12 protein-coding genes are annotated in these 19,029 nt (G+C 41.4%); 5 read left to right on the top strand and 7 right to left on the bottom strand.

Annotation, left to right across the window (positions count from 1 at the left end; genetic code table 11):
• The first annotated feature begins 634 nt into the window (after positions 1 to 634).
• On the top strand, positions 635 to 1,672 hold the full coding sequence (locus HXT51_RS01935; RefSeq protein WP_421776650.1) for a class C sortase: 1,038 nt from the start codon (positions 635 to 637) through the stop codon (positions 1,670 to 1,672).
• Positions 1,673 to 1,856: 184 nt separating this feature from the next.
• Here HXT51_RS01935 and HXT51_RS01930 read toward each other — a convergent pair whose 3' ends face one another.
• The 3 genes from HXT51_RS01930 to HXT51_RS01920 all read right to left on the bottom strand — a co-directional run bounded on the left by HXT51_RS01930 (position 1,857) and on the right by HXT51_RS01920 (position 4,681).
• A complete protein-coding gene (locus HXT51_RS01930) occupies positions 1,857 to 2,891 on the bottom strand; it encodes a hypothetical protein (RefSeq protein WP_421776649.1) in 1,035 nt (344 codons plus the stop codon).
• Positions 2,892 to 2,941: 50 nt separating this feature from the next.
• Positions 2,942 to 3,445: a hypothetical protein gene (locus HXT51_RS01925; RefSeq protein WP_415692116.1), complete on the bottom strand. Its 504-nt coding sequence runs from the start codon at positions 3,443 to 3,445 to the stop codon at positions 2,942 to 2,944.
• Positions 3,446 to 4,432: 987 nt separating this feature from the next.
• Positions 4,433 to 4,681 carry a hypothetical protein gene (locus HXT51_RS01920; protein ID WP_421776648.1) on the bottom strand — a complete coding sequence of 83 codons (249 nt, stop codon included), beginning with the start codon at positions 4,679 to 4,681 and terminating at the stop codon, positions 4,433 to 4,435.
• 59 nt (positions 4,682 to 4,740) lie between these two features.
• On the opposite strand from HXT51_RS01920, the gene HXT51_RS01915 reads away from it, so the two are divergent.
• From HXT51_RS01915 to HXT51_RS01905, 3 genes are all read left to right on the top strand, one after another.
• Positions 4,741 to 8,949: a hypothetical protein gene (locus tag HXT51_RS01915; RefSeq protein WP_421776647.1), complete on the top strand. Its 4,209-nt coding sequence runs from the start codon at positions 4,741 to 4,743 to the stop codon at positions 8,947 to 8,949.
• A gap of 315 nt (positions 8,950 to 9,264) precedes the next feature.
• The gene (locus tag HXT51_RS01910) at positions 9,265 to 10,917 is read left to right on the top strand and encodes a SpaH/EbpB family LPXTG-anchored major pilin (protein WP_421776646.1); all 1,653 of its coding nucleotides are present in this window, start codon (positions 9,265 to 9,267) and stop codon (positions 10,915 to 10,917) included.
• A gap of 556 nt (positions 10,918 to 11,473) precedes the next feature.
• A complete protein-coding gene (locus tag HXT51_RS01905) occupies positions 11,474 to 12,508 on the top strand; it encodes a class C sortase (RefSeq protein ID WP_421776645.1) in 1,035 nt (344 codons plus the stop codon).
• Positions 12,509 to 12,935: 427 nt separating this feature from the next.
• On the opposite strand, the gene HXT51_RS01900 is transcribed toward HXT51_RS01905, so the two are convergent.
• The gene (locus tag HXT51_RS01900) at positions 12,936 to 14,087 is read right to left on the bottom strand and encodes a 4-hydroxybutyrate dehydrogenase (protein WP_421776644.1); all 1,152 of its coding nucleotides are present in this window, start codon (positions 14,085 to 14,087) and stop codon (positions 12,936 to 12,938) included.
• Positions 14,088 to 14,294: 207 nt separating this feature from the next.
• The gene (gene nox / locus HXT51_RS01895) at positions 14,295 to 15,635 is read right to left on the bottom strand and encodes a H2O-forming NADH oxidase (protein WP_421776643.1); all 1,341 of its coding nucleotides are present in this window, start codon (positions 15,633 to 15,635) and stop codon (positions 14,295 to 14,297) included.
• 498 nt (positions 15,636 to 16,133) lie between these two features.
• On the opposite strand from nox, the gene HXT51_RS01890 reads away from it, so the two are divergent.
• Positions 16,134 to 18,341 (top strand): SNF2-related protein, encoded by a 2,208-nt coding sequence (locus tag HXT51_RS01890; RefSeq protein ID WP_421776642.1) that lies wholly within the window; start codon positions 16,134 to 16,136, stop codon positions 18,339 to 18,341.
• 11 nt (positions 18,342 to 18,352) lie between these two features.
• On the opposite strand, the gene HXT51_RS01885 is transcribed toward HXT51_RS01890, so the two are convergent.
• On the bottom strand, positions 18,353 to 18,751 hold the full coding sequence (locus HXT51_RS01885; RefSeq protein WP_421776641.1) for a toxin-antitoxin system HicB family antitoxin: 399 nt from the start codon (positions 18,749 to 18,751) through the stop codon (positions 18,353 to 18,355).
• Positions 18,752 to 18,771: 20 nt separating this feature from the next.
• Entirely contained in the window at positions 18,772 to 19,020 is a 249-nt protein-coding gene (locus HXT51_RS01880; protein ID WP_421776640.1) for a type II toxin-antitoxin system HicA family toxin, read from the bottom strand.
• Positions 19,021 to 19,029 lie beyond the last annotated feature (9 nt).

Here is a 19,029-nt window from a genome sequence, read left to right as displayed (position 1 = left end):
GTCTTGTAGTCTAATAGCAAAGTGTGAGTCTAGGGTTTACTTAACTAAATCCTAGACTCATATTCATGTGGCAGAGATTTGAGATTTTTTCACATGCACTTTCTTATGCGTGCTACCAAGTAGCAGTGAGGGATAAGGATTGCTTGGTCGAGCAATATAAGAGTGGAGCGATTCTAAATAAATTTCCACATAATCCAATCCTATTAGGAATCAAAACTTAATTAAGAGTCCAAACACTAGTAGCACAAGCATAAAAACCATGTACTGTACGAGAGCGTAACGTCTGCGAGACAAGTAACCCTTATCCCTCACAGCCAGAGTCATGCCTCGCTTGCGTTGAAAGCGCACTATTCCTCACGGCTAATTGCCGTTCGGCTGATTTGGCATGTAAAGTCCACTGGACTTTACATTTGAGCCAAATCACGCTTTGAAGGAGTTTGAAATGCCTTATGCAATTTCAAGCTCAGTCAAAGAGCCTGCGATGATAGAAACTCCGAGAGCTCAGCAACATTAGGCAGAAGCTTTAAACGCTCAAGCAGGTCGTCGCGCTAGTAATACTTATTCCTCACCCACCACCCAAACTCGCACTACATAAAATAAAATTACATACATAAACATAGAAAACGGAGGAAGCATGAAATTAAACGATGTTGTTACGAAAGTATATGCTTTCTTCAAGCAGAACAAAGCAAAATCCGCTGCTCAAGCAATAGACGCAACTACTGAAACCGCATCAACTCCAACCCAAGTTCCCGAGTCAACAGCAGCCTCATCTGCATCAAAACCCGCAACAAAGCCGACGAAAAAACCAAAATCCAAACTCCGTCGCACGCTCGAGCCGATTGTTCTCGCGATTGCAGCAATTTTGTGCTTCACGTACCCGGTTGTGTCAACGTTGTGGAATAACAAGGTGTCGAAGGAAGTTTCTGTGGCTTATGATCGGCTGAGTCGTAAGCAAACTGCGAGTGCTCGCGAGAAGATTTTGGGCGCGGCTCGCCGCTATAACGCGCGGCATAAGTCGATTATTACGGCCGATCCGTACGATGGCACAACGGATTATATGAAAACGCCAGAGTATAAGGATTATGCGAAGCAGTTGGATGAGCCGATGGGGATTATGGGTATTGTGAAAATCCCGAAGATTGGCGTTAAGCTGCCGATTTATCACGGTAGTTCGCAGGAGGTTTTGGCGTATGGATCTGGGCACTTGTATGGCACGGATTTACCAGTGGGGGGTAAAACTCGTCACTCGGTGGTGACAGCGCATACTGGTTTGCCGAATGCGACCATGTTTGATGATTTAGTGGAGTTGAAGAAGGGTGATTTCTTCTACTTTGACGTGCAAGGGGGGACGCTGCGTTACAAGGTGTTCCGCATTAGCGTGGTTGATCCGCATGATATTAGGTTGCTTCAGCGCGAGAAGGGGCGCGATTTGGCGACGCTGCTTACGTGTACGCCGTATGGCGTGAATACGCAGAGGCTGTTGGTGACGGGGTATCGCGTGCTACCGGATCCGGTTTCCGCGCCGGGCGACAAGTTGCAGTGGCCGCTTTGGATGACGATGTTCGTGCTAGCGCTTATAGGGTGTTTCGTGATTCTCGCCACGATGATTATTGCCGCGGTTCGCAGGCATCGTAAGAATATTGCGCCGCATGGAAGGCATTTAAACTAACGCTGGCTATAACGCGGTGTGTGATGCGCGGTTTGTATTTTGTGACCGAGCGTTAGCGTGCTTTCGTGCGTATGTGCCGCGGTTGCATTTTGCGCTTATTATGCGCATTGTTGCGTTTGCTTTCGTGTGTATGTGCGCGGCTGCATCCGTGTTCCAATAGCAAACTGTATTTTAGGCAATAATACTAGTTGTAATTTGGGTAATTCGGATTATTTGGGTAATTGTTCGGATAGTTCGGATAGTTTGGGTTGTTATCCGGATAATTTGAGTAGTTCTGGTTATTTGGATAGTTATAATTCTGGCTATTTGGATCTACGTAGTTTGGATCCACGTAAGTCGGATTCTGGTAGTTCGGATCCACATAATTCGGGTCTACATATTGCGCATTTGCATTTGTGTAGTTTGGGTTCTGGTAGTTCGGATCTACATAGTTCGGATCCACGTAACCTTGATTTGCGTAGTTTTGATCGTTTGAATAATTGTAGTTATCGTAGTTATTGTAGTTCTGATTTGAATATTCGTAGTTTTGGTTGTTCCAATTCTGGTTATTCTGATTCATGTAGTTTGGATCCACATAGTTTGGATCCACGTAGTTTGGATCCACGTAAGGCGTATTTGCGTAAGTCGGATTTGCGCTAGTGTTATTCGCATTGTTCGCGTTCGCGCTTGGATATACATAGCTTGGATCCACGTAATTTGGATCTACGTAAGGCGGATTTGCGCTAGTGGTGTTATTAGCGTTAGTGTTATTCGCGCTTACACTAGCATTATTCGCGCTTACACTAGCATTATTCGCGCTTACACTAGCATCGTTCACGCTAGTATCGCTCGCATTATTTGCGTTTGCGTTTGTGTCCGCGTTCGTACCTCTTGTGATTGTGTTGTTTGGATCCACGTAGTTAGGGTCTACATAAGTTGGATTCGTATTAGTTGGATTCGTATTATTCGGATTCACGTAAGGCTGATTCTGATTATACGCATTCTCGCCATTTTTAGCGTCAACGTATCTTACGTTGTACATGTCGGCATACCAGTTTGCGAGATATTCGAAATCGGAAAGCTCCATCTCGCCGCGAACTTCTGCTATTCCGTTCGAAATAACATCGCTACCTTTGTTAAATAGAAAATTAACCAAATATGAGAGAACATATCTTATGGCAATAAGAGCTATAACTAATCCAATAACAACAATTACGCCTAGTCCTTGATTATCATTCATTTGAAGCTCCTTAAGATTTGATTATTTAATGATTTGACGATTTGCGAATCTTAGAATTCCGTTTTTGTGTTCACTTGGTTTCGCTTTATTGCCACTTGCGTCATTGGATCCAAGTGCAACAGCGTCTTCTCCAAGGCCGTCAAAGCAATATTCATATCAAAGCTATTCGATTTTCCAGGGGTCCATTGCAAGAACGAAAACTGATAAGCCTGCATTAATTTACCATCGTTGTAAATAGGCTCGTCTAAGTCAACCGGCGAAAATTCCCCAAGCCAATTATTGCCTTCAATCGTAATAAAACGCATCATAGTATTTCCCTCAGCTTTGGCTTTGCCGTAATATTCAGTGTTCACGATTGCATCGCAAATATCTTCAAATGGCATAGATTTTAATATGAATACTTCTGTGTATTTCGCGAAATGATGCTTGCGATCTATAATCTTTCCCTCTGATTTGAGCTTGCTTGATTCGAGTCCCATAATTATGAAATATGCAGGAACGAGTACTATAACGCCAATAATGAATATAACAAGTCTCGGATCATTATTATTCATTTTGTTCTCTCTTTACTCTCTATTAATTGATCAGTAGATTATTTTATAAATGCTACTACGCGATTCCTATATATTCCATGCTTATTTCGTGTATTTTTGCATCGGATTTTGTTTATGGTTTTGTGGCGATTTTGTTTTTCGTCGCGCTTAGTTTTGTGGACTTATATGCCTGATAAGTAAACAATTTCGGGGTAGTGTTCTTGGTTTTGTTTACCAACACGCCGGATAAGTAAACAAATTCGGGGAGGTGTTCTTGGTTTTGTTTACTTTTGGGGTGTGTAAGTAAACAAATTCGGGGGAAGCTCGCTTGTTAGCTCGCTTACTAAATTCACAATGCAATACCAAATAAATCACCCTGCCTTCGTTAGTAAAAACGAAGGCAGACCTCGCTTGCGTTGAAAGCGCACTGTGCTTTCAACTTCTAGCAAGCTCGGCGCTCCGAGTTGCCTTCGCGCGCTATATCGCATCGCTCAAGCAGGTCGTCGCGCTTAGTGCTCAGGCGATGAGTGAGAGAGGCTGGGCAAAAATGAAATTTCACAATCAAAAATGAAGTTTTTTCGGCGTGTACTATTGTGATAATAATCACAATATATAGTGGAATTGTAAATACATTATAACAATATATCGTATTTTTTTCATATATTTAAGACATGACAAGCATAGAAAATAAACATTTAATTTGTTAAAAATCTTCTGAAAAAACAGCGTTGTTTCATATTTTTTAAAATTATATTGGTTATTTGGCAAATTTTTTCAAGATGTACAAAATTCGCATAGATTACTTGAGATTTCTCGCTATCGTGGGGGTATAGGCATTAGAGGCCTTTTACCAGTAAGTGCAATTTCATATAGGGGATACAGGTATGTTATGCTCACTATCTGTAGTTGTCACGTTAGTTGGATTAGACCGCGTATTTTGCGCAATGGCGAGTTAGAAAGGTGAGAGAATGCTACCAGCTAAGTTCCGCATATTTGCGTCGTTCGTTGCTAGTCTTTTCTCTCGCGCATCCCAAGATTTAAGCGTATCCGCCGCGTCTCAAGCAGAGTGCACAACATCACCTCAAACATCATCTCAAACATCATCCAACTCGACATCACTCTCAACATCATCCCAAACTTCAGACAACCCAATAGTACGCCAAACATCCATCCGCCAAACAGCACCTCAAACATACCCCCACCCAGCATCCTGTACTTCTCGCCACCAGATATCGCACCCAGCACCAAATCCAACATCCCACTGCGCAATCCTCGCGCTCCTAATCGCCGTCGTCACACTTTTCGCAACTTTTATTATGCTCCCAACCGAAAAAGCCGGCGCATACGATATCTATTGGCGATACGGTGGCTACGGTTACCTCGCTGCCACAACCGAAGATAACAATGGCAAACCAATCAGCAAGGCATCAAATGACGCAACAACTGCAGAGCGAGACGTATATATTAATCCGCAAGTTTCCCAAGATAATAAGTCAATAACGTGGGAGATTACTTTTAATCCTAAAGGCTATAACAAAAGGGAATTAGGCTCTAGTTATGGAAAAAATTTTGCTGATGATTCTGGAATAAACCGTCCTTTTGGAACAAATCCAACATTGTATGCTTTTCTTCCAAATGGTCTTGATAAATCCTCTATAACTGTGGAACGAATTAAGTATTATTTCGACAGAGATCGTATGCAGAGAACTCATCTTCAACGCGCGCATGAAGGTTATCTCAATATTTATAATAATGCTAATTCTTGTGATTTTGGTTCTACATGTGACGGTCCTTGGAATAATAGTGTTGGTCCAGCAAGTGGAGATTTAGGTGTTGGCTCTGGCCAAATGTCGCATATAAGTTACATGAAAAATGGCATTCCAACAAAGTACTCAGTAAAAGAACTCTACGCGTGGAAAAATGAAGGAAAATTTGGAGTAGGTTTTTTCGATAAAATAAACATTAACTATGGGAAAGGTTTTGCAATTTCTCCTGAGTATCATTGGAGAATTACAGCAAAATTTGATAATAATCATTCTGCAGATGATCTCTATCGCATGCCTATAGTTGCAGGATTTACAAGTGAAAGAGATAGAAGCAAGGGTGCTGGTAATAGTCGCAAAAATAAGTTTATGATTATTGGTCCATTCGATAGTGATGGTGACGGTATACCAGATAATCTCAGTTATAGATACTCCATGCATCCTAATGACACTGATCAGATTAAGTACCCTGTGTACAGGCGCAATATGCTTAAAGATTTTTCAAAGCCAGGAAACAGTACTGCAACTGATTACGGTTGGACCGATAATGTTCCAATTACTACGTATGGAACAACTATAAACGTTAAACCTTTTTCAAAAATAATTAACTGGGGTAGTAGGGGAAACTGGAACACTAATTGGTTTGGAGATCCTAAACAAAAAGGTGGAATTTTAGATACATTTAGCCAAGATACTGAAAACCTTACAACAACAGATTTGCCTGTAAAGATTGACGAAAAACACATAGAATACAGGTTTAATGGAAAATTACCTAGTGGTGTTCGTGAAGATAACGGAACTTCTAGCGGTTGTAATGTTAGCAGGGATAAGGGTTGCGTCAAAATAGATAGGTACAGAGGTAAAGTAACATATAATCCTTTGCCTACGGATTGGAAAAGAAAAACGCGCGGACAGGACGATGGCCTGCTTACGTTTTCTATAGAAATCAAGTATCCAGCGCCTGGATCATTCAATCTTGATTATGGTAATAATCGAATTGTACGAAGTCACCCTCTCACAATTCGCGTGCTTCCTCAAGCCTCTTTGCATAGCCCTAAATACAATCAAACAGAAGCAGATTTTAACAATATTTTCAACAATGGCAAGGATAGCGAGAAGCCTTTTAACGAGGTTAAAACTTGTAATCCGGATAGTGTTTTAGTTAGTAATGCTATTGCTAAGTACGGTAAAAATTACTTCCCGAAAGATACAAAGTTTGAGTTGGCGCGTAATAATAAGCCGAAAAGGAATACGTACTATTTTGGCGGAAATGAGCCAATAGGCGATGAAACATTGTCTTGGTCGGATATTAGTAAAAATCACGAAAAAGATGGCATCGTACATTTTGCGCCAAGCAAAGTTATTCACCCGCGTGCAAATCCTTATAACACTCCTGTTATTGTAAAGTATCCAGATGGATCTACTTCTGAAGACTTGAACGCAGGCAATGTTTGCAATGGTGGAAAAACTAAGGATGACAAGCAAAAAAGCGTTGTGTATGCTCCAGTTAAAGTTACTAGGCATGATCCGATAGCAAACGATTTACACCTTGACCTTCATGAAGGCAAGGGTATGCATGATTCAAATAGTAGTGATACTGACCATAAAATGTATCGCAGATATAGCGAAAACGACTATAAAAATATACGCAAAATTGACGCAGATAAGAAGATAGTACTCGACTCGTGGTCGTGGAATGGCATTGGGAAAATTAAGTTCCGCGCTGTGTGTCACGAAGAGAATGACAACAAAAGTTTTACGGTACTTACTCCGCCTGATGGGGAGCAGAAGTTTTCTGGTTCTGGGAAGCGTGAGTCTTCTGGGAATCAAAGTTCTGCTGGTTCGGCGAATCAAAGTTATGCCGGAATAATAAATGGTCTACGCTTTACGGATTATCATTCGTGGGATCATGCCAGCGAGAGTCAGGAAAGAGAGTGTAAGAGAACTGGGAAATGCAATGTTGAGCCGTTTGTTTACAACTATTTAATTAGCGATTCGTACAATGTGCACACTTTGGAGCGTTCGCGCGCGGTAATTGATGGAAAGCCTAAGAAGAGTGGCAATTTCGAGTGCAAAGTGTGTGCGTTCCATGAAGGATCTGATTGGTTAAAAAAGTTTGATTCTGAAGCAAAGAATGCGAAAAATCATAGCAAATTGTTCGATTTTGGAGCGAATTATAATAGTGGCTCTGGCGGATCTAGCTCATCTAGTGCTGGCTCATCTGGTGGATCTGGCTCATCTAGTGCTGGCTCTAAGCGAACTGCGGAATGGGCGGATAATACTTTTAAATTTAGCGTCAAACTTAAAGACAACCAAAGATACAATCCGACTTACGTAAAAATTCCGACTGTTCGAGCAGGTGCGTTTAAAAATCAGACTGATAACAGTTCTTCGACGCCAAAGAGTTATGCGCATATCACAGTAGACGGCAAGCAAGTAACCGCTAATGGCGTTTCAGAAGATGATTTGGGCGGAGTTGAAGATGATGTTCCTTTGCCTAAAGGCACGTGGTTTAGTATTAAGCGCTTTGTTAAGGCTAGCGATATTAGTAACTCTGGATCAAAAAGTTTGCCTTGGGCGAATTTTGAAGGCGGCGAAGACAACAAAGCTGAAGGTAAGCAAGAAGCAAAAGATAAGAACGCTACCGGCAAAGGCTCCGTTACTTTTAGGCCTGATAAGTGGCAGGATGAGGGCGAGTATTGGGCAGAGGTTGTTGTGCACTACCCGGATGGAAGTTCCACGGATCAGGAGGATTCGATTAACTACGGTCACCCTGTGTACGCAAAGGTGAAGGTTACTAGACCAGCTATTGGTGACAACGATTTGCATCTTAACGTTTACAAGCAGTATGAAAATGGCAAGTTTACTGGGCCTGTAGATAGCACGAATGGAATTGTTGTTATGAAAGGCGTTGGCTTGCTGAAGGATATGGGCATTGACTCGTGGTCCACAGCCAAGCGTGAAGGTATTACGCTTAGAGCTTTGTGCAGAGACGACAGTGATGAAGTTAAAAAGAGTACAACTCATACCTGGAGTGAGAATCTCGATAATCTGTTCTTCAAGCTTAATTGGCAGAAGGCGTGGGATCATGCGGACTTCCAACAGCAGGAAACTTGCCGTAAGAGTGGTAAGAAAGGTGATGGCTGCAATCCTGAAGGTAAGTATCTTTTGTTCGATACCACTGGCGACACTATGGAGCGTGCGAGCGGAACTATCACCAGCAGCAAAGCTCCTACGAAGTCTGGCAAATATTATTGCGTTGTGCTCGCGATGAAGCTTGAGGATTTGGGTAAGTATAAGAACGCTATTAAGAATAGCAAGATTAGCGTTACTGATAATGACTTTGCTACTGCTATGGGCTTTACCGACAAGAGTGGCGTTGACTATGCTGTCAAATTCTTCCCAGTAACTGTTGTTGACAAATTCGCGCTGCCAAAGACCGGCGGAGTGAACTGGAACGTGCTGCTTGGAGCGTTTGCTGTGATTGGCACGGGCGTGATGGCGGTTGGGTTCTTCCTTGAGCAAACCAAGTGGGGGCGCGCGGTGCTTGAGATGTTGCTGCGTAAGGCGATGTTGCTGCGTAAGGCGGTGTTGTTGCGTAAGGCGATGTTGCTGCGTAAGGCAGCGATTCCCAAGGTTTTGTTGTGTAAGAAGTCGTTGCTAAATACACTGATTCGCAATGTGCAAATTAAAGATTTCATCTGCAAAACTGCCAAAAAGCTTCGCGCTTTAAGGCGACGTAGCGAAAGGCGGCGATGCTGATGAAAAAATTTGCACGCAATCCTGCTGGCTGGTTAGTCGCAAGACATAACTGACTGCAAGCTTGCGTTGCGATTCTCGCTAAAACTTGTTGCGCAATGCTATGCGAAACACAAGGTGCAATGTGACGCACAATGTGACGCGCAATGTTATGCGCAACATAAAGCGAAACACAAAATAAACAAAACAATAAACAAAACAATAAATAAAACACGAAATACAACACTAAACAATAAAAAATACAACACTAAACATTAAAAAATAAACGTATTTTCCTCAAACCCTGCCCTTAAAGGGCACCGAACAAAGGAGAAGAAAGTGAATAAATTCACTAAACAATGCGTGGCTGCATTCGCCTCGCTCGCAATGGCTGGCACGCTGTGCGTCGCTGGCGCCGTGGTGGTTGGTAACTCTGCTTGGGCGGCTGACACCTGCAATAATCAAGCACCTTGGAATACTGCATGCAAGGCGCAAAAGGGCAAAATCACTATTAACAAGAAGGATTCATCTGACGGTAATAAGCCTTTGAATGGTGCAATTTTTACAATTCAAAAGGTTACTCTTATTAAGAGTGATAATGACCCTACGGGCCTTAGTGTAGATTTAACTTCTTTTGACGGATGGACTAAGCTTGCTGCTAAAGTAAAGCAGCTTAATTCCACGCCTCTTGATGAAACAAAACTTATATTGGGTGATGTGAAAGAAAAGACCACCGAAGGTCAGGGTCAAGCTGTCTTTGATAACGTTGATTTAGGCTTATATTTGGTAAAGGAAAAGTCTGCTCCTACTAATTATGCTACTGATGTGAAGCCATTCTTCATGACAGTTCCTGAGATTACACGTGCAAAGGAATCTACTAGCAACACTTATACATATGAAGTGTCAGTTGATCCTAAGAACAACAACGTTAAGGATAATGTAACCAAGACTGCTGATAGTGGAAAGATTGTTGGTGCTGGTGACACATTGCCTTACACCATTACTGCAAAAGTTAATAAGAAAAAATCTGATGCTGCTGACAGTGATAAAGGAATTACAAAGGATGAGCTTAAGGGTTTTGCTGTCTTCGATGATGCTGTAACTGATGCATATGAATCTGTAGATACTGGCGTCGTTAAAGAAGTTAGTATTGGTGATAGTAAACTTGAAAATTCAAATGGTAAAACCTATTACAATGTTGAAAAAGAAAGTCATGATAATTCTAAATCAGATAGCCCAGAAGCGGATCGTACTCGCATCAAGGTTACATTTACACAAGATGGTCTTGAAAAAATTGCAACTGCTGTAAATGATGCCAATAATGCTGATGTTAGCGTAAAGGTTAAGTTGGAACTTAAGCTAAAAAATGATCTTTCTAATTTCACTGGTAGTGATAAGAAATTAACTAACAAGTCTGGATTTGTTCCAGGTCATGGCGATGGCGTCCCTGACAAGATAATTCCTGGAGGAAGTGCGGATAACGAGTTCCGTAAATTCCATATCTTGAAGGTTAATGGAACTGATTCGAATAAAACTATAAAAGATGCAGAATTCAAAGCATTCGCTGGTGATGAAGGCGAAGCATCTAAAGAAATAGCTCAGAAGTGTGCGAATGATCCTACTGGGGATAATTGCAATTCTGCTCTTAGTGGATTTGGAACTAAGAAAACTGGTGATAGTGGCACTACAGATGATTATTCTGCCAAGGTTGGTCAGACGTTCTACCTTGTTGAGGTTAAGGCTCCAGAAGGATTTGTTCGCTCTACTAAGGTTTATGAAGTTAAATTGGAGACCGCTGCAAATAATGCTCAAGCTCAAGTGGTTACCATAGAAAACGTCCCAACTAAGGACAATGTATCCTGGTTCAAACTTCCAAAGACTGGTGCTTATGGCGTGATTATCTTCGCGTTGGCTGGCATGTGCTTGGTTGCTGTTGGAATGTTCATATTCTTGCGCAATCGCAAGAATGATGAGGAGCAGCAGGCTGCCTGATTGATGGCAGTGTGATTGCTGGTCGCGTGATCGATTGGCTGCCTGATTGATTGGCTGCCTGATTGATGGCATAAATATTGGAGCTGGGACGACTTGTTGCTCTCGGCTCCAATATTCATGTGCTTTAAGCGCTCATGCAAGTCGATTTGCTAGATCTAGTGAGGGTTTGGTTGGAATCTGCTTTGCTACCAAGTAGGCAGAGATTTGAGATTTTTCGCCCATGTGTGCATACCAAGTAGTAGTGAGGGATAAGGATTGCTTGGTCGAGCAATATAAGAGTGGAGCGATTCTAAACAGACTTTCACATAATCCAATCCTATTGGGAATCAAAACTTAACTAAGAATCCAAACACTAGTAGCACAAGCATTAAAAACCATGTACTGTACGAGAGCGTAACGTCTGCGAGACAAGTAATCCTTATTCCTCACCGCCACAGCCATATCTTCGCTTGCGTTGAAAGTCCAGTGGACTTTCAGCTTGAGTTTCGTAAGCGAGCTAGCGAGCAAAAAATAAATAAATCATAAATCAAATCTAAATCCAACGAAACGAGGAAGCATGAAATTAAACGATGTTGTTACGAAAGTATATGCTTTCTTCAAGCAGAACAAAGCAAAATCCTCTGCTCAAGCAATAGACGCAACTACTGAAACCGTCTCGACTCCAACCCAAGCCTCATCCGCAGCGAAATCCCAAACAAAGCCAACGAAAAAACCAAAATCCAAGCTCCGCCGCATCATCGAGCCAATCGCATTCGTGCTGGCAGGAATTTTGTGCTTTACGTATCCTGTTGCGTCAACGCTTTGGAATAATCGCGTATCTAAGGAAATTTCTAACGCATACGACAAATATAACCACAGTCAGGCTAGTGAAGTTCGCCGTGCGCACATTCGTGCCGCAAAGCTTTACAATAAAACGCGCGAAAGCAAGCTTGCTACGGATCCGTATGGTTCGGATGGTCAAAAGGATATAGCTAATACGCCTGAGTACAAGCGCTATCTCAAGGCGCTTGATGAGCCGATGGGCATTATAGGCATCGTAAAAATTCCAAAAATTGGTGTAAAACTTCCTGTTTATCACGGTAGTTCGCAAAAGGTTTTGGCGCATGGTGCTGGTCATTTGTATGGCACGGATTTGCCGGTTGGGGGTAAGAATCGTCATTCTGTTGTGACGGCGCACACTGGTCTTGCCGATGCCACAATGTTTGATGATTTGGTGGATTTAAAGAAGGGCGACTTTTTCTATTTTGACGTGCAAGGCGAGACTTTGCGATACAAAGTGTCCAGAATCAATGTGGTTGAGCCGCACGATATAAGCTTGCTTCAGCGTGAAAAGGGGAGCGATTTAGCGACTCTGCTTACCTGTACCCCGTATGGTGTGAACTCGCATAGGCTTTTGGTGACAGGGTATCGCGTGCTGCCGGATCTCGTGAAGCCGCCGGAGGATCGCGTGCAATGGCCGCTTTGGATGACGCTATTCGTGATTGCAATGGCGTTCTGCACGTCTATTCTCGTAGCGATGATCGTGATTACAATACGCAATCGCCGTCGTAACAAGCTTTTGCGCGCCAAGCATCTAATTGTGTGGCTGTAAGCGTGATTTGGCTTAATTGTGAAGCACAGTGCGCTTTCAACGCGAGCGAGGTTTGCCTGAGTCAGTAAAGACGAAGGCAGGGCAGATTTTGCTTATCTTTTGACACTGGCGCAGTATGGTTTCTGCACTAGGGTCAGATTTTGCCTATCTTAAGACACTGGTGCAGTACGCGTTCTGCACCAGTGTCCTTGATTGGTGAATTTGACGCTCGAGTGTGTCGTCGCGCTCAGTTTTGTGGACTTATATGCCTGATAAGTAAACAAAATCGGGGAGGTGTTCTTGGTTTTGTTTACTTTTGGGGTGTGTAAGTAAACAATTTCGGGGTAGTGTTCTTGGTTTTGTTTACTTATTGGGTGTGTAAGTAAACAAAATCGGGGGAAGCTCGCTTAATTTAGCTACTTCATAAATATGGCATCTGACTTTAACTTTAGAAAGTAGACGCGTAGACTTCGGCGATAGCAGACTCGTCCATATGCATGTACGAATTCTTCAAAAGTCGCTGCTGCTCCTTAACAACGCTTGCAGCCCAGCTTTGAATCATATCTTCGCTCATGCCATACTCGTGAAGCTTGTGCTTAGGAAGAATCGTGTTAAGCACTTCGTCGAGCTTGTCTAATACGTCTGATTTCTGGCATTCGAGAATATTGGCCATAAAGTCGAAAAGCTTCGAAAGCTCAGTATTTTCGTTATTTGCAGTATTTTCTGCACAATCGCTGTTTTCCGCATCATGCTTAGCATAGTAGCGCAAAACGCTTGTAAGAAGAGCAGCATTCGTCTCGCCGTGAGCAACGTGGAAAGTGCCGCCAAGCGGATAAGCCATAGCGTGCACGCAACCGCAACCAGCATTACCAAACGCAATTCCAGCGTAAAGACTTGCAGAAACCAAATCGCTTACAACTTGACTTTTTGCACTGATGCCTTCTTTAACAACTCGCATATAACTTTGCAAAATAAGTCCGCAAGCCTTGTAACTAAACATTTTCGTGAGGTCGGTTGCAATAGGGGAGAGAGCAGATTCAATCGAATGCGTAAGAGCATCGATAGAGCTGGTTGCAAAAACGTAATCCGGTAGGCTCTTTAACAATTCTGGAATAAGAACCGCGTCCGTAGCGTAGCAAGCATCGTTCGCCAAACCCTTTTTCGTATTGCGTTTGGTAAGAGAGAACACTGCGACGTTCGTAACTTCGGAACCAGTGCCGCAAGTAGTTGGAACAAGAATAAGATCCGCGCCTTTTTGCGCAGGAATCTTGCCGTCGACCAAATCTTCAAGCGGGCTTGTTTGCTTCAAAGCACAAACCTTGGAAATGTCCAAAACAGTGCCGCCGCCAATGCCAATCACGCGCTTTGGAGTTGTGTGAATGTCACTAACGATTGCATCAACCATTGCGTCGCTCGGCTCACCCTTGCCGTAGTTTTCCTGGAAAATCACATTGCAATCAAGGTTCAAGCTGCCAAAATAAGGCTCCCAAATGTACTGGTTCGTGATAACCAAATCACCCTTGCCAAGCTTGAACTCTTGCGCAAAATCGCGCGTATTTTCAAATTTGTGAATAGTCGGCTTAATAGAGAGCTGCTTCATCCTAGACTCCTTTGTTTTAATCTGCAGGTTTCACGCTAATAGGCGCGTTTTGGTTCGCGATTTGTGCGCGGATGATTAAAAAACCAAGCAACTGCTCCATTATAGAACAAATTGCTTGGTTAATAAACGCGATTTAAGCTAATCATAAGCTAATCATAAGCTAATCAGCAAAAAGCGATTCAGCCTAAGCTAATCAGAAAAGTCTAATCAGCCCTTCAACAAAGCCGTGTAAGCTGCCATCGTAATGTAGTTGTATGGCTGGTTGAAGTGAGGCATAAAGAAGATATCGCACAAAGCAAGTTCCTTAATCGTGACCTTCTTTTGAATGGCAAGTGAGAACAGGTGGATTGCTGCAGACATATCGTAGTTAGACGCTAACTGGCATCCAACAATCACCTTGGTGTCTTTCTTATAAACAATGCGAATCTTCACCTTTGGATTCTCAACTTCCATAAACGCAGGCTTTTGAGTATCCTCAAAATCAACGTAATCAACGTCCATGCCTTCTTTTTGAGCGGCAGTCAAGCTCAAACCAGTGCAAACAAGCTTGTAATCGTAAATCATCATTGCACTGGAGCCTTGCACGCCCTCTGTTTCTACAGGAGTTCCGCAAACGTTGTGGCCTGCAATCAAGCCGCTTCGAACGGCATTAGTAGCGAGCGCAATGTAGTTTACGCGGCTTCGAGCGTTGTCGTAGATTGTAGCGCAATCGCCAATAGCGTACACGTCTGGGTCGGAAGTTTGCTGCTTCTTGTCAACTAGGAAAGCGCCATTTTCGTATTGCTTTAAGTGATCTTTTCCAAGAGCAACATTCGGGTGGAATCCAATAGCGCAAATCACCATGTCTGCGTCGTAAGTGCCCTTGCTGGTTTTAACAGCCTTGACTTCAGTATCTCCAACAATCTCTTCAACAGTTTGACCAAGCTCAAACTTAATGCCTTTATCTTCCATAATTCTCTTCAAATTATCGGAAAACTCTGGGTCAAAGTAGCCGTTAAGAATATGGTCTTCCATGTCAATGAGAGTCACGTTCTTGCCAAGGCGCTTAAAAGCTTCCGCAAGTTCCACGCCAATGTATCCGCCGCCAAGAACCACAACGTTATTAAAATCGCGCTCTTGAAGCTTAGCAATAACAGTTTGCGCGTTCTGGAAAAGCTTTACCATTTGCACGTTTTCCAGATCAATGCCTTTAATGCGTGGCTTGTTTGGAAGGCTGCCAGTAGCTAAAACGAGTTTATCGTAAGAATCGTGAATAACAGTGCCGTCTTTAAGTTCGACTGTTACTTCTTTCTTTGCGTAATCAATGTCTAGAACTTTGCTTTCAAGATTTACTTTTGCGCCCTTTTTAACGAAATCTTCTGGCTTCTGGTAGAACAGACCATCGCTGCTTTGAATCTGCTTGCCAATCCACAAAGCCATGCCGCAACCAAGGAAGGAAATATTGCTATTCTGATCGTAAATTGTAAGATCGTTTCCTGGGTAGCTCAAAATGGTGTTAGCGCAGGCAGTGCCAGCATGATTTGCGCCAATCTGAATAATCTTGGTCATCGGTAATCTCTTTTCGTCGTTGAATCTAGTTTTAATTTTGTTTATTTCTGTTGAATTCTGCTGAAATTAATTTAATTTAGTTTAATTTAGTTTAATTTAATTCCGCTAAATTCTGTTGAAATTATTGTATGTGCTTCAACTGCTTTGTTTAATTCACGCTGCAGCGTGATTGCACATCTAGCGCACAATCTTATTACATGAATGTGAGTCTTACCAATTTTGATTTTGTGCGTGTTGTGGGGAGTGTGTGGTTATTTCACAATATGACTATCACTAATCTTTTTGCGAACATGAATTACGTAGTAGAATCCTGAAGTTTGTATACTGTTTATATACAGTGACATTCACATATGTACAGTTTTTTTATGATGCGCTTTAATGTTTTGAAAAAGTGAGAGTTATATGAAGTGGTATTGAAGTTGTGCTGCAAGTAATTACGGATGATTGCAAGTGATTGCTAGTAGAATAAGTTAAAATGCTGCAGATTTAAGGAGAAACATGAGAAGAGAATTTTCATTTTCAGATGCTAGGAATCTGATAAGGCTGCATAAAGATTTGCAATACAATCTTGTTTCTTTAAATAATAAACAAGATGAGGCTAGGGCGCTTCTTGAGCATGTTGCACAAAAATATATATCTAATCAAGCTATCAGAATGGCAAAAAATGTTTCGATTGTAGAAGTTAATCGTGAGAAAAAAGGTATAAGAGTATCAATTCTTAAGAATGCTGGTTTTAATAATTTTGCTGATGTATTTAAAGCATCAGTGTATGAATTATCGGCTATTAGAGGTATTAGCGAGAATGGTGCAATTGAAATAAAAAGAATTGTCAATGAAACTGTAGAAGAATTAAAAAAGAGAGTTAAACTGAAGCTTAGTTTAAGCAATAAAAGCAAAGATGTAGAAGATATCATTCGCTTTGCTTTTCTTTATAGGTATACTAGTCGGTTTACGAAGGTTAGTAATAATTTAGCTGATAAGTATTTTCCCGTTATAGAGTCAGCTGTCGAACAAGCTAAACCGGCAAAAGGGTTTTTGAGATGGGCTTTTGCGTCAAATGAAAATAGACAGCGCGCAATTGAAGCTTGTAGGTTGCTTAGTGATATATTAGCTGGTGAATATGGTCAACAAGCTCATCTTTCTTTAGAAAATTTAGATAAGATACGTAATTTTAGCTGTGATCCGTGGGATGAATTACAGAAGAATCCGATTCAATGTGCGAATGTTATTGAAGATCTTGTTCCGTGGCTATTGGGAAGTGTTGACGATTTTTATGGTTTACCTGAAGGGCTTGCTGGCGAAGTTAAGAAACAGCCTATATTGTCAGATGGTTTATCATGTCAGCTTAGACGATACCAACAATTGGGTGTGAAATATATCCTTCACCAAAAAAGAGTGTTGCTTGGTGATGAAATGGGACTTGGTAAAACTGTTCAAGCTATTGCTTCAATGGTTTCTTTAAGAAATGAAGGTGGTACTCATTTCATTGTCATATGTCCTGCAAGCATTATTGTGAATTGGTGCAAGGAAATTAAAAGATTTAGTAATTTAAGAGTAGTTAAGGTGCATGGTTCTCAAAGAGATAGAGAATTTGCGTTAAAAGATTGGATAAGCAATGGTGGTGTTGCTGTTACAACTTATGAAATGACATCATATTTTAACCTACCAGATAATTTTGAATTCTCAATGATTACTGTAGATGAAGCTCACTATATAAAAAATCCAGAAACAAAACGCTATCAGAATACAAAATTAATTCTTAATCATGCTAACAATATTCTTTTTATGACAGGAACTGCTCTTGAAAATAAAGTTAGTGAAATGGTGAGACTTATAAAATTATTGCAACCGGATATTGCTGCCGAAATTGCTGGTACAAGAAGTTTCGTTCTTTCAGATCTTTTTAAAGAGAAAATAGCTCCTGTTTATTACCGTAGAAAACGAGAAGATGTTTTATTTGAACTTCCTGAGTTAATTGAGAATAAATCTTGGTGCCAGCTTAATACAGAAGAAGAATCTGAATACGAAAAAGCTTTGATGAGTGGTAATTTCCATGCTATTAGGCGAGTTTCGTGGAATGTTGATGATATGCGTAACTCAAGTAAGGCAAAACTATTAAAGGAAATAGTCGAAGAAGCAGAATTAGAGGAGAGAAAAGTACTTATTTTTTCTTTCTATTTGGATACTTTGCATAAAGTAGTTGATGTGTTCTCAAACAAGTGCATTGGTTTGATAAATGGTTCGGTTTCACCAGAAAGACGAATAAAGATTATTGAAGAATTTGATAATGCACCAGCTGGAAGTGTGTTGGTGTCTCAAATCATGTCTGGTGGTACCGGTCTTAATATTCAATCCGCCAGTGTGGTAGTTATATGTGAGCCTCAGCTTAAACCGTCTACTGAGAATCAAGCAATTTCCAGAGCATATCGTATGGGTCAATCTATGGATGTGATTGTCTATCATCTTTTAGCTGAAAAAACTATTGATGAAGGAATTACAAAAGTCCTTGAAAATAAACAGGAAATCTTTAATAGATTTGCTGATGAATCTGTTGCGGCTCAAAAAGTTGAAATTGATGAGAAAACATTAGGAAAACTCGTTGATGATGAAGTTAATCGTATTAGTAAGAACAAGGATAATGTAAAAGATGTTTCCGAAGAAATCGAAAGTAAGGTCGAAAACAATACTAAGACTGAATTAGTATAAGTATTTATTTTCTACGCTCGCTCAAGCACGCGTTCAATAGCGTTATTTTGCGAAAGAAGATACACGCAATACTGGTTCATGCTTATGCCTTCGGCTTGAGATTGCTCAGCCAATTGCCTATGTAATTCTTTAGGAAGGCGCAGTTTGAACTGGCCAGAATAGTCATTCAGCTCATGGTAAGACGGCTCTTTTATGTTGATTTTGCTTTCAAGAGCTGCTTCAAACCAAGCATGCTTAGCGTCCTGCGCATTTGCTGCTGCTTCCTGTTCGGAGTCTCCTGAACTTATGCATCCTGGCAAATCAGGGTAGTAGGACACAAATCCACCTTCATCCGGATCTTTCACAATTTCCAGCTTATACGGTAGTGACATGTAGTAGCTGAGTGTTTTATTTGTTAGTGTTTTTATCATATCCAATTTCCTACTTTTTACTATTTTTCTTCTTCGTCTGCTGCTTCTACTACAGCTTTCACCATTTCTACGTATATCTTTTTTATTGGTTCATGTTTTGGAATTGTTATCGGGTTTGCGTGTTCTTTGCGAAAAGTATAATGGCTACTTCCGCTTCGTGGATTGCACATTTCATATCCGTAAGATTCTAATACTTTTCTCAATTCATCAAATCGCATATCTTTGGATATGCTGAGTATTCTTCTAAGTAATTTGTCCCATTGTGACATTTAACTCCC

It is taken from the genome of Gardnerella sp. KA00255 (assembly GCF_049244095.1).
GTDB classification, from domain to species: domain Bacteria; phylum Actinomycetota; class Actinomycetes; order Actinomycetales; family Bifidobacteriaceae; genus Bifidobacterium; species Bifidobacterium vaginale_F.
The sequence above is the reverse complement of the archived record's forward strand: the minus strand, read 5'-3'. Positions and strand labels throughout refer to the sequence as shown.

Excerpts from the sequence above, each read along its gene's own strand:
- HXT51_RS01925 (WP_415692116.1), bottom strand. The coding sequence starts at position 3,445 with ATGAATAATAATGATCCGAGACTTGTTATATTCATTATTGGCGTTATA.
- HXT51_RS01915 (WP_421776647.1), top strand. The coding sequence starts at position 4,741 with ATGCTCCCAACCGAAAAAGCCGGCGCATACGATATCTATTGGCGATAC.
- HXT51_RS01885 (WP_421776641.1), bottom strand. The coding sequence starts at position 18,751 with ATGATAAAAACACTAACAAATAAAACACTCAGCTACTACATGTCACTA.
- HXT51_RS01905 (WP_421776645.1), top strand. The coding sequence starts at position 11,474 with ATGAAATTAAACGATGTTGTTACGAAAGTATATGCTTTCTTCAAGCAG.
- HXT51_RS01920 (WP_421776648.1), bottom strand. The coding sequence starts at position 4,681 with ATGTTGGATTTGGTGCTGGGTGCGATATCTGGTGGCGAGAAGTACAGG.
- nox (WP_421776643.1), bottom strand. The coding sequence starts at position 15,635 with ATGACCAAGATTATTCAGATTGGCGCAAATCATGCTGGCACTGCCTGC.
- HXT51_RS01930 (WP_421776649.1), bottom strand. The coding sequence starts at position 2,891 with ATGAATGATAATCAAGGACTAGGCGTAATTGTTGTTATTGGATTAGTT.
- HXT51_RS01880 (WP_421776640.1), bottom strand. The coding sequence starts at position 19,020 with ATGTCACAATGGGACAAATTACTTAGAAGAATACTCAGCATATCCAAA.
- HXT51_RS01935 (WP_421776650.1), top strand. The coding sequence starts at position 635 with ATGAAATTAAACGATGTTGTTACGAAAGTATATGCTTTCTTCAAGCAG.
- HXT51_RS01900 (WP_421776644.1), bottom strand. The coding sequence starts at position 14,087 with ATGAAGCAGCTCTCTATTAAGCCGACTATTCACAAATTTGAAAATACG.
- HXT51_RS01890 (WP_421776642.1), top strand. The coding sequence starts at position 16,134 with ATGAGAAGAGAATTTTCATTTTCAGATGCTAGGAATCTGATAAGGCTG.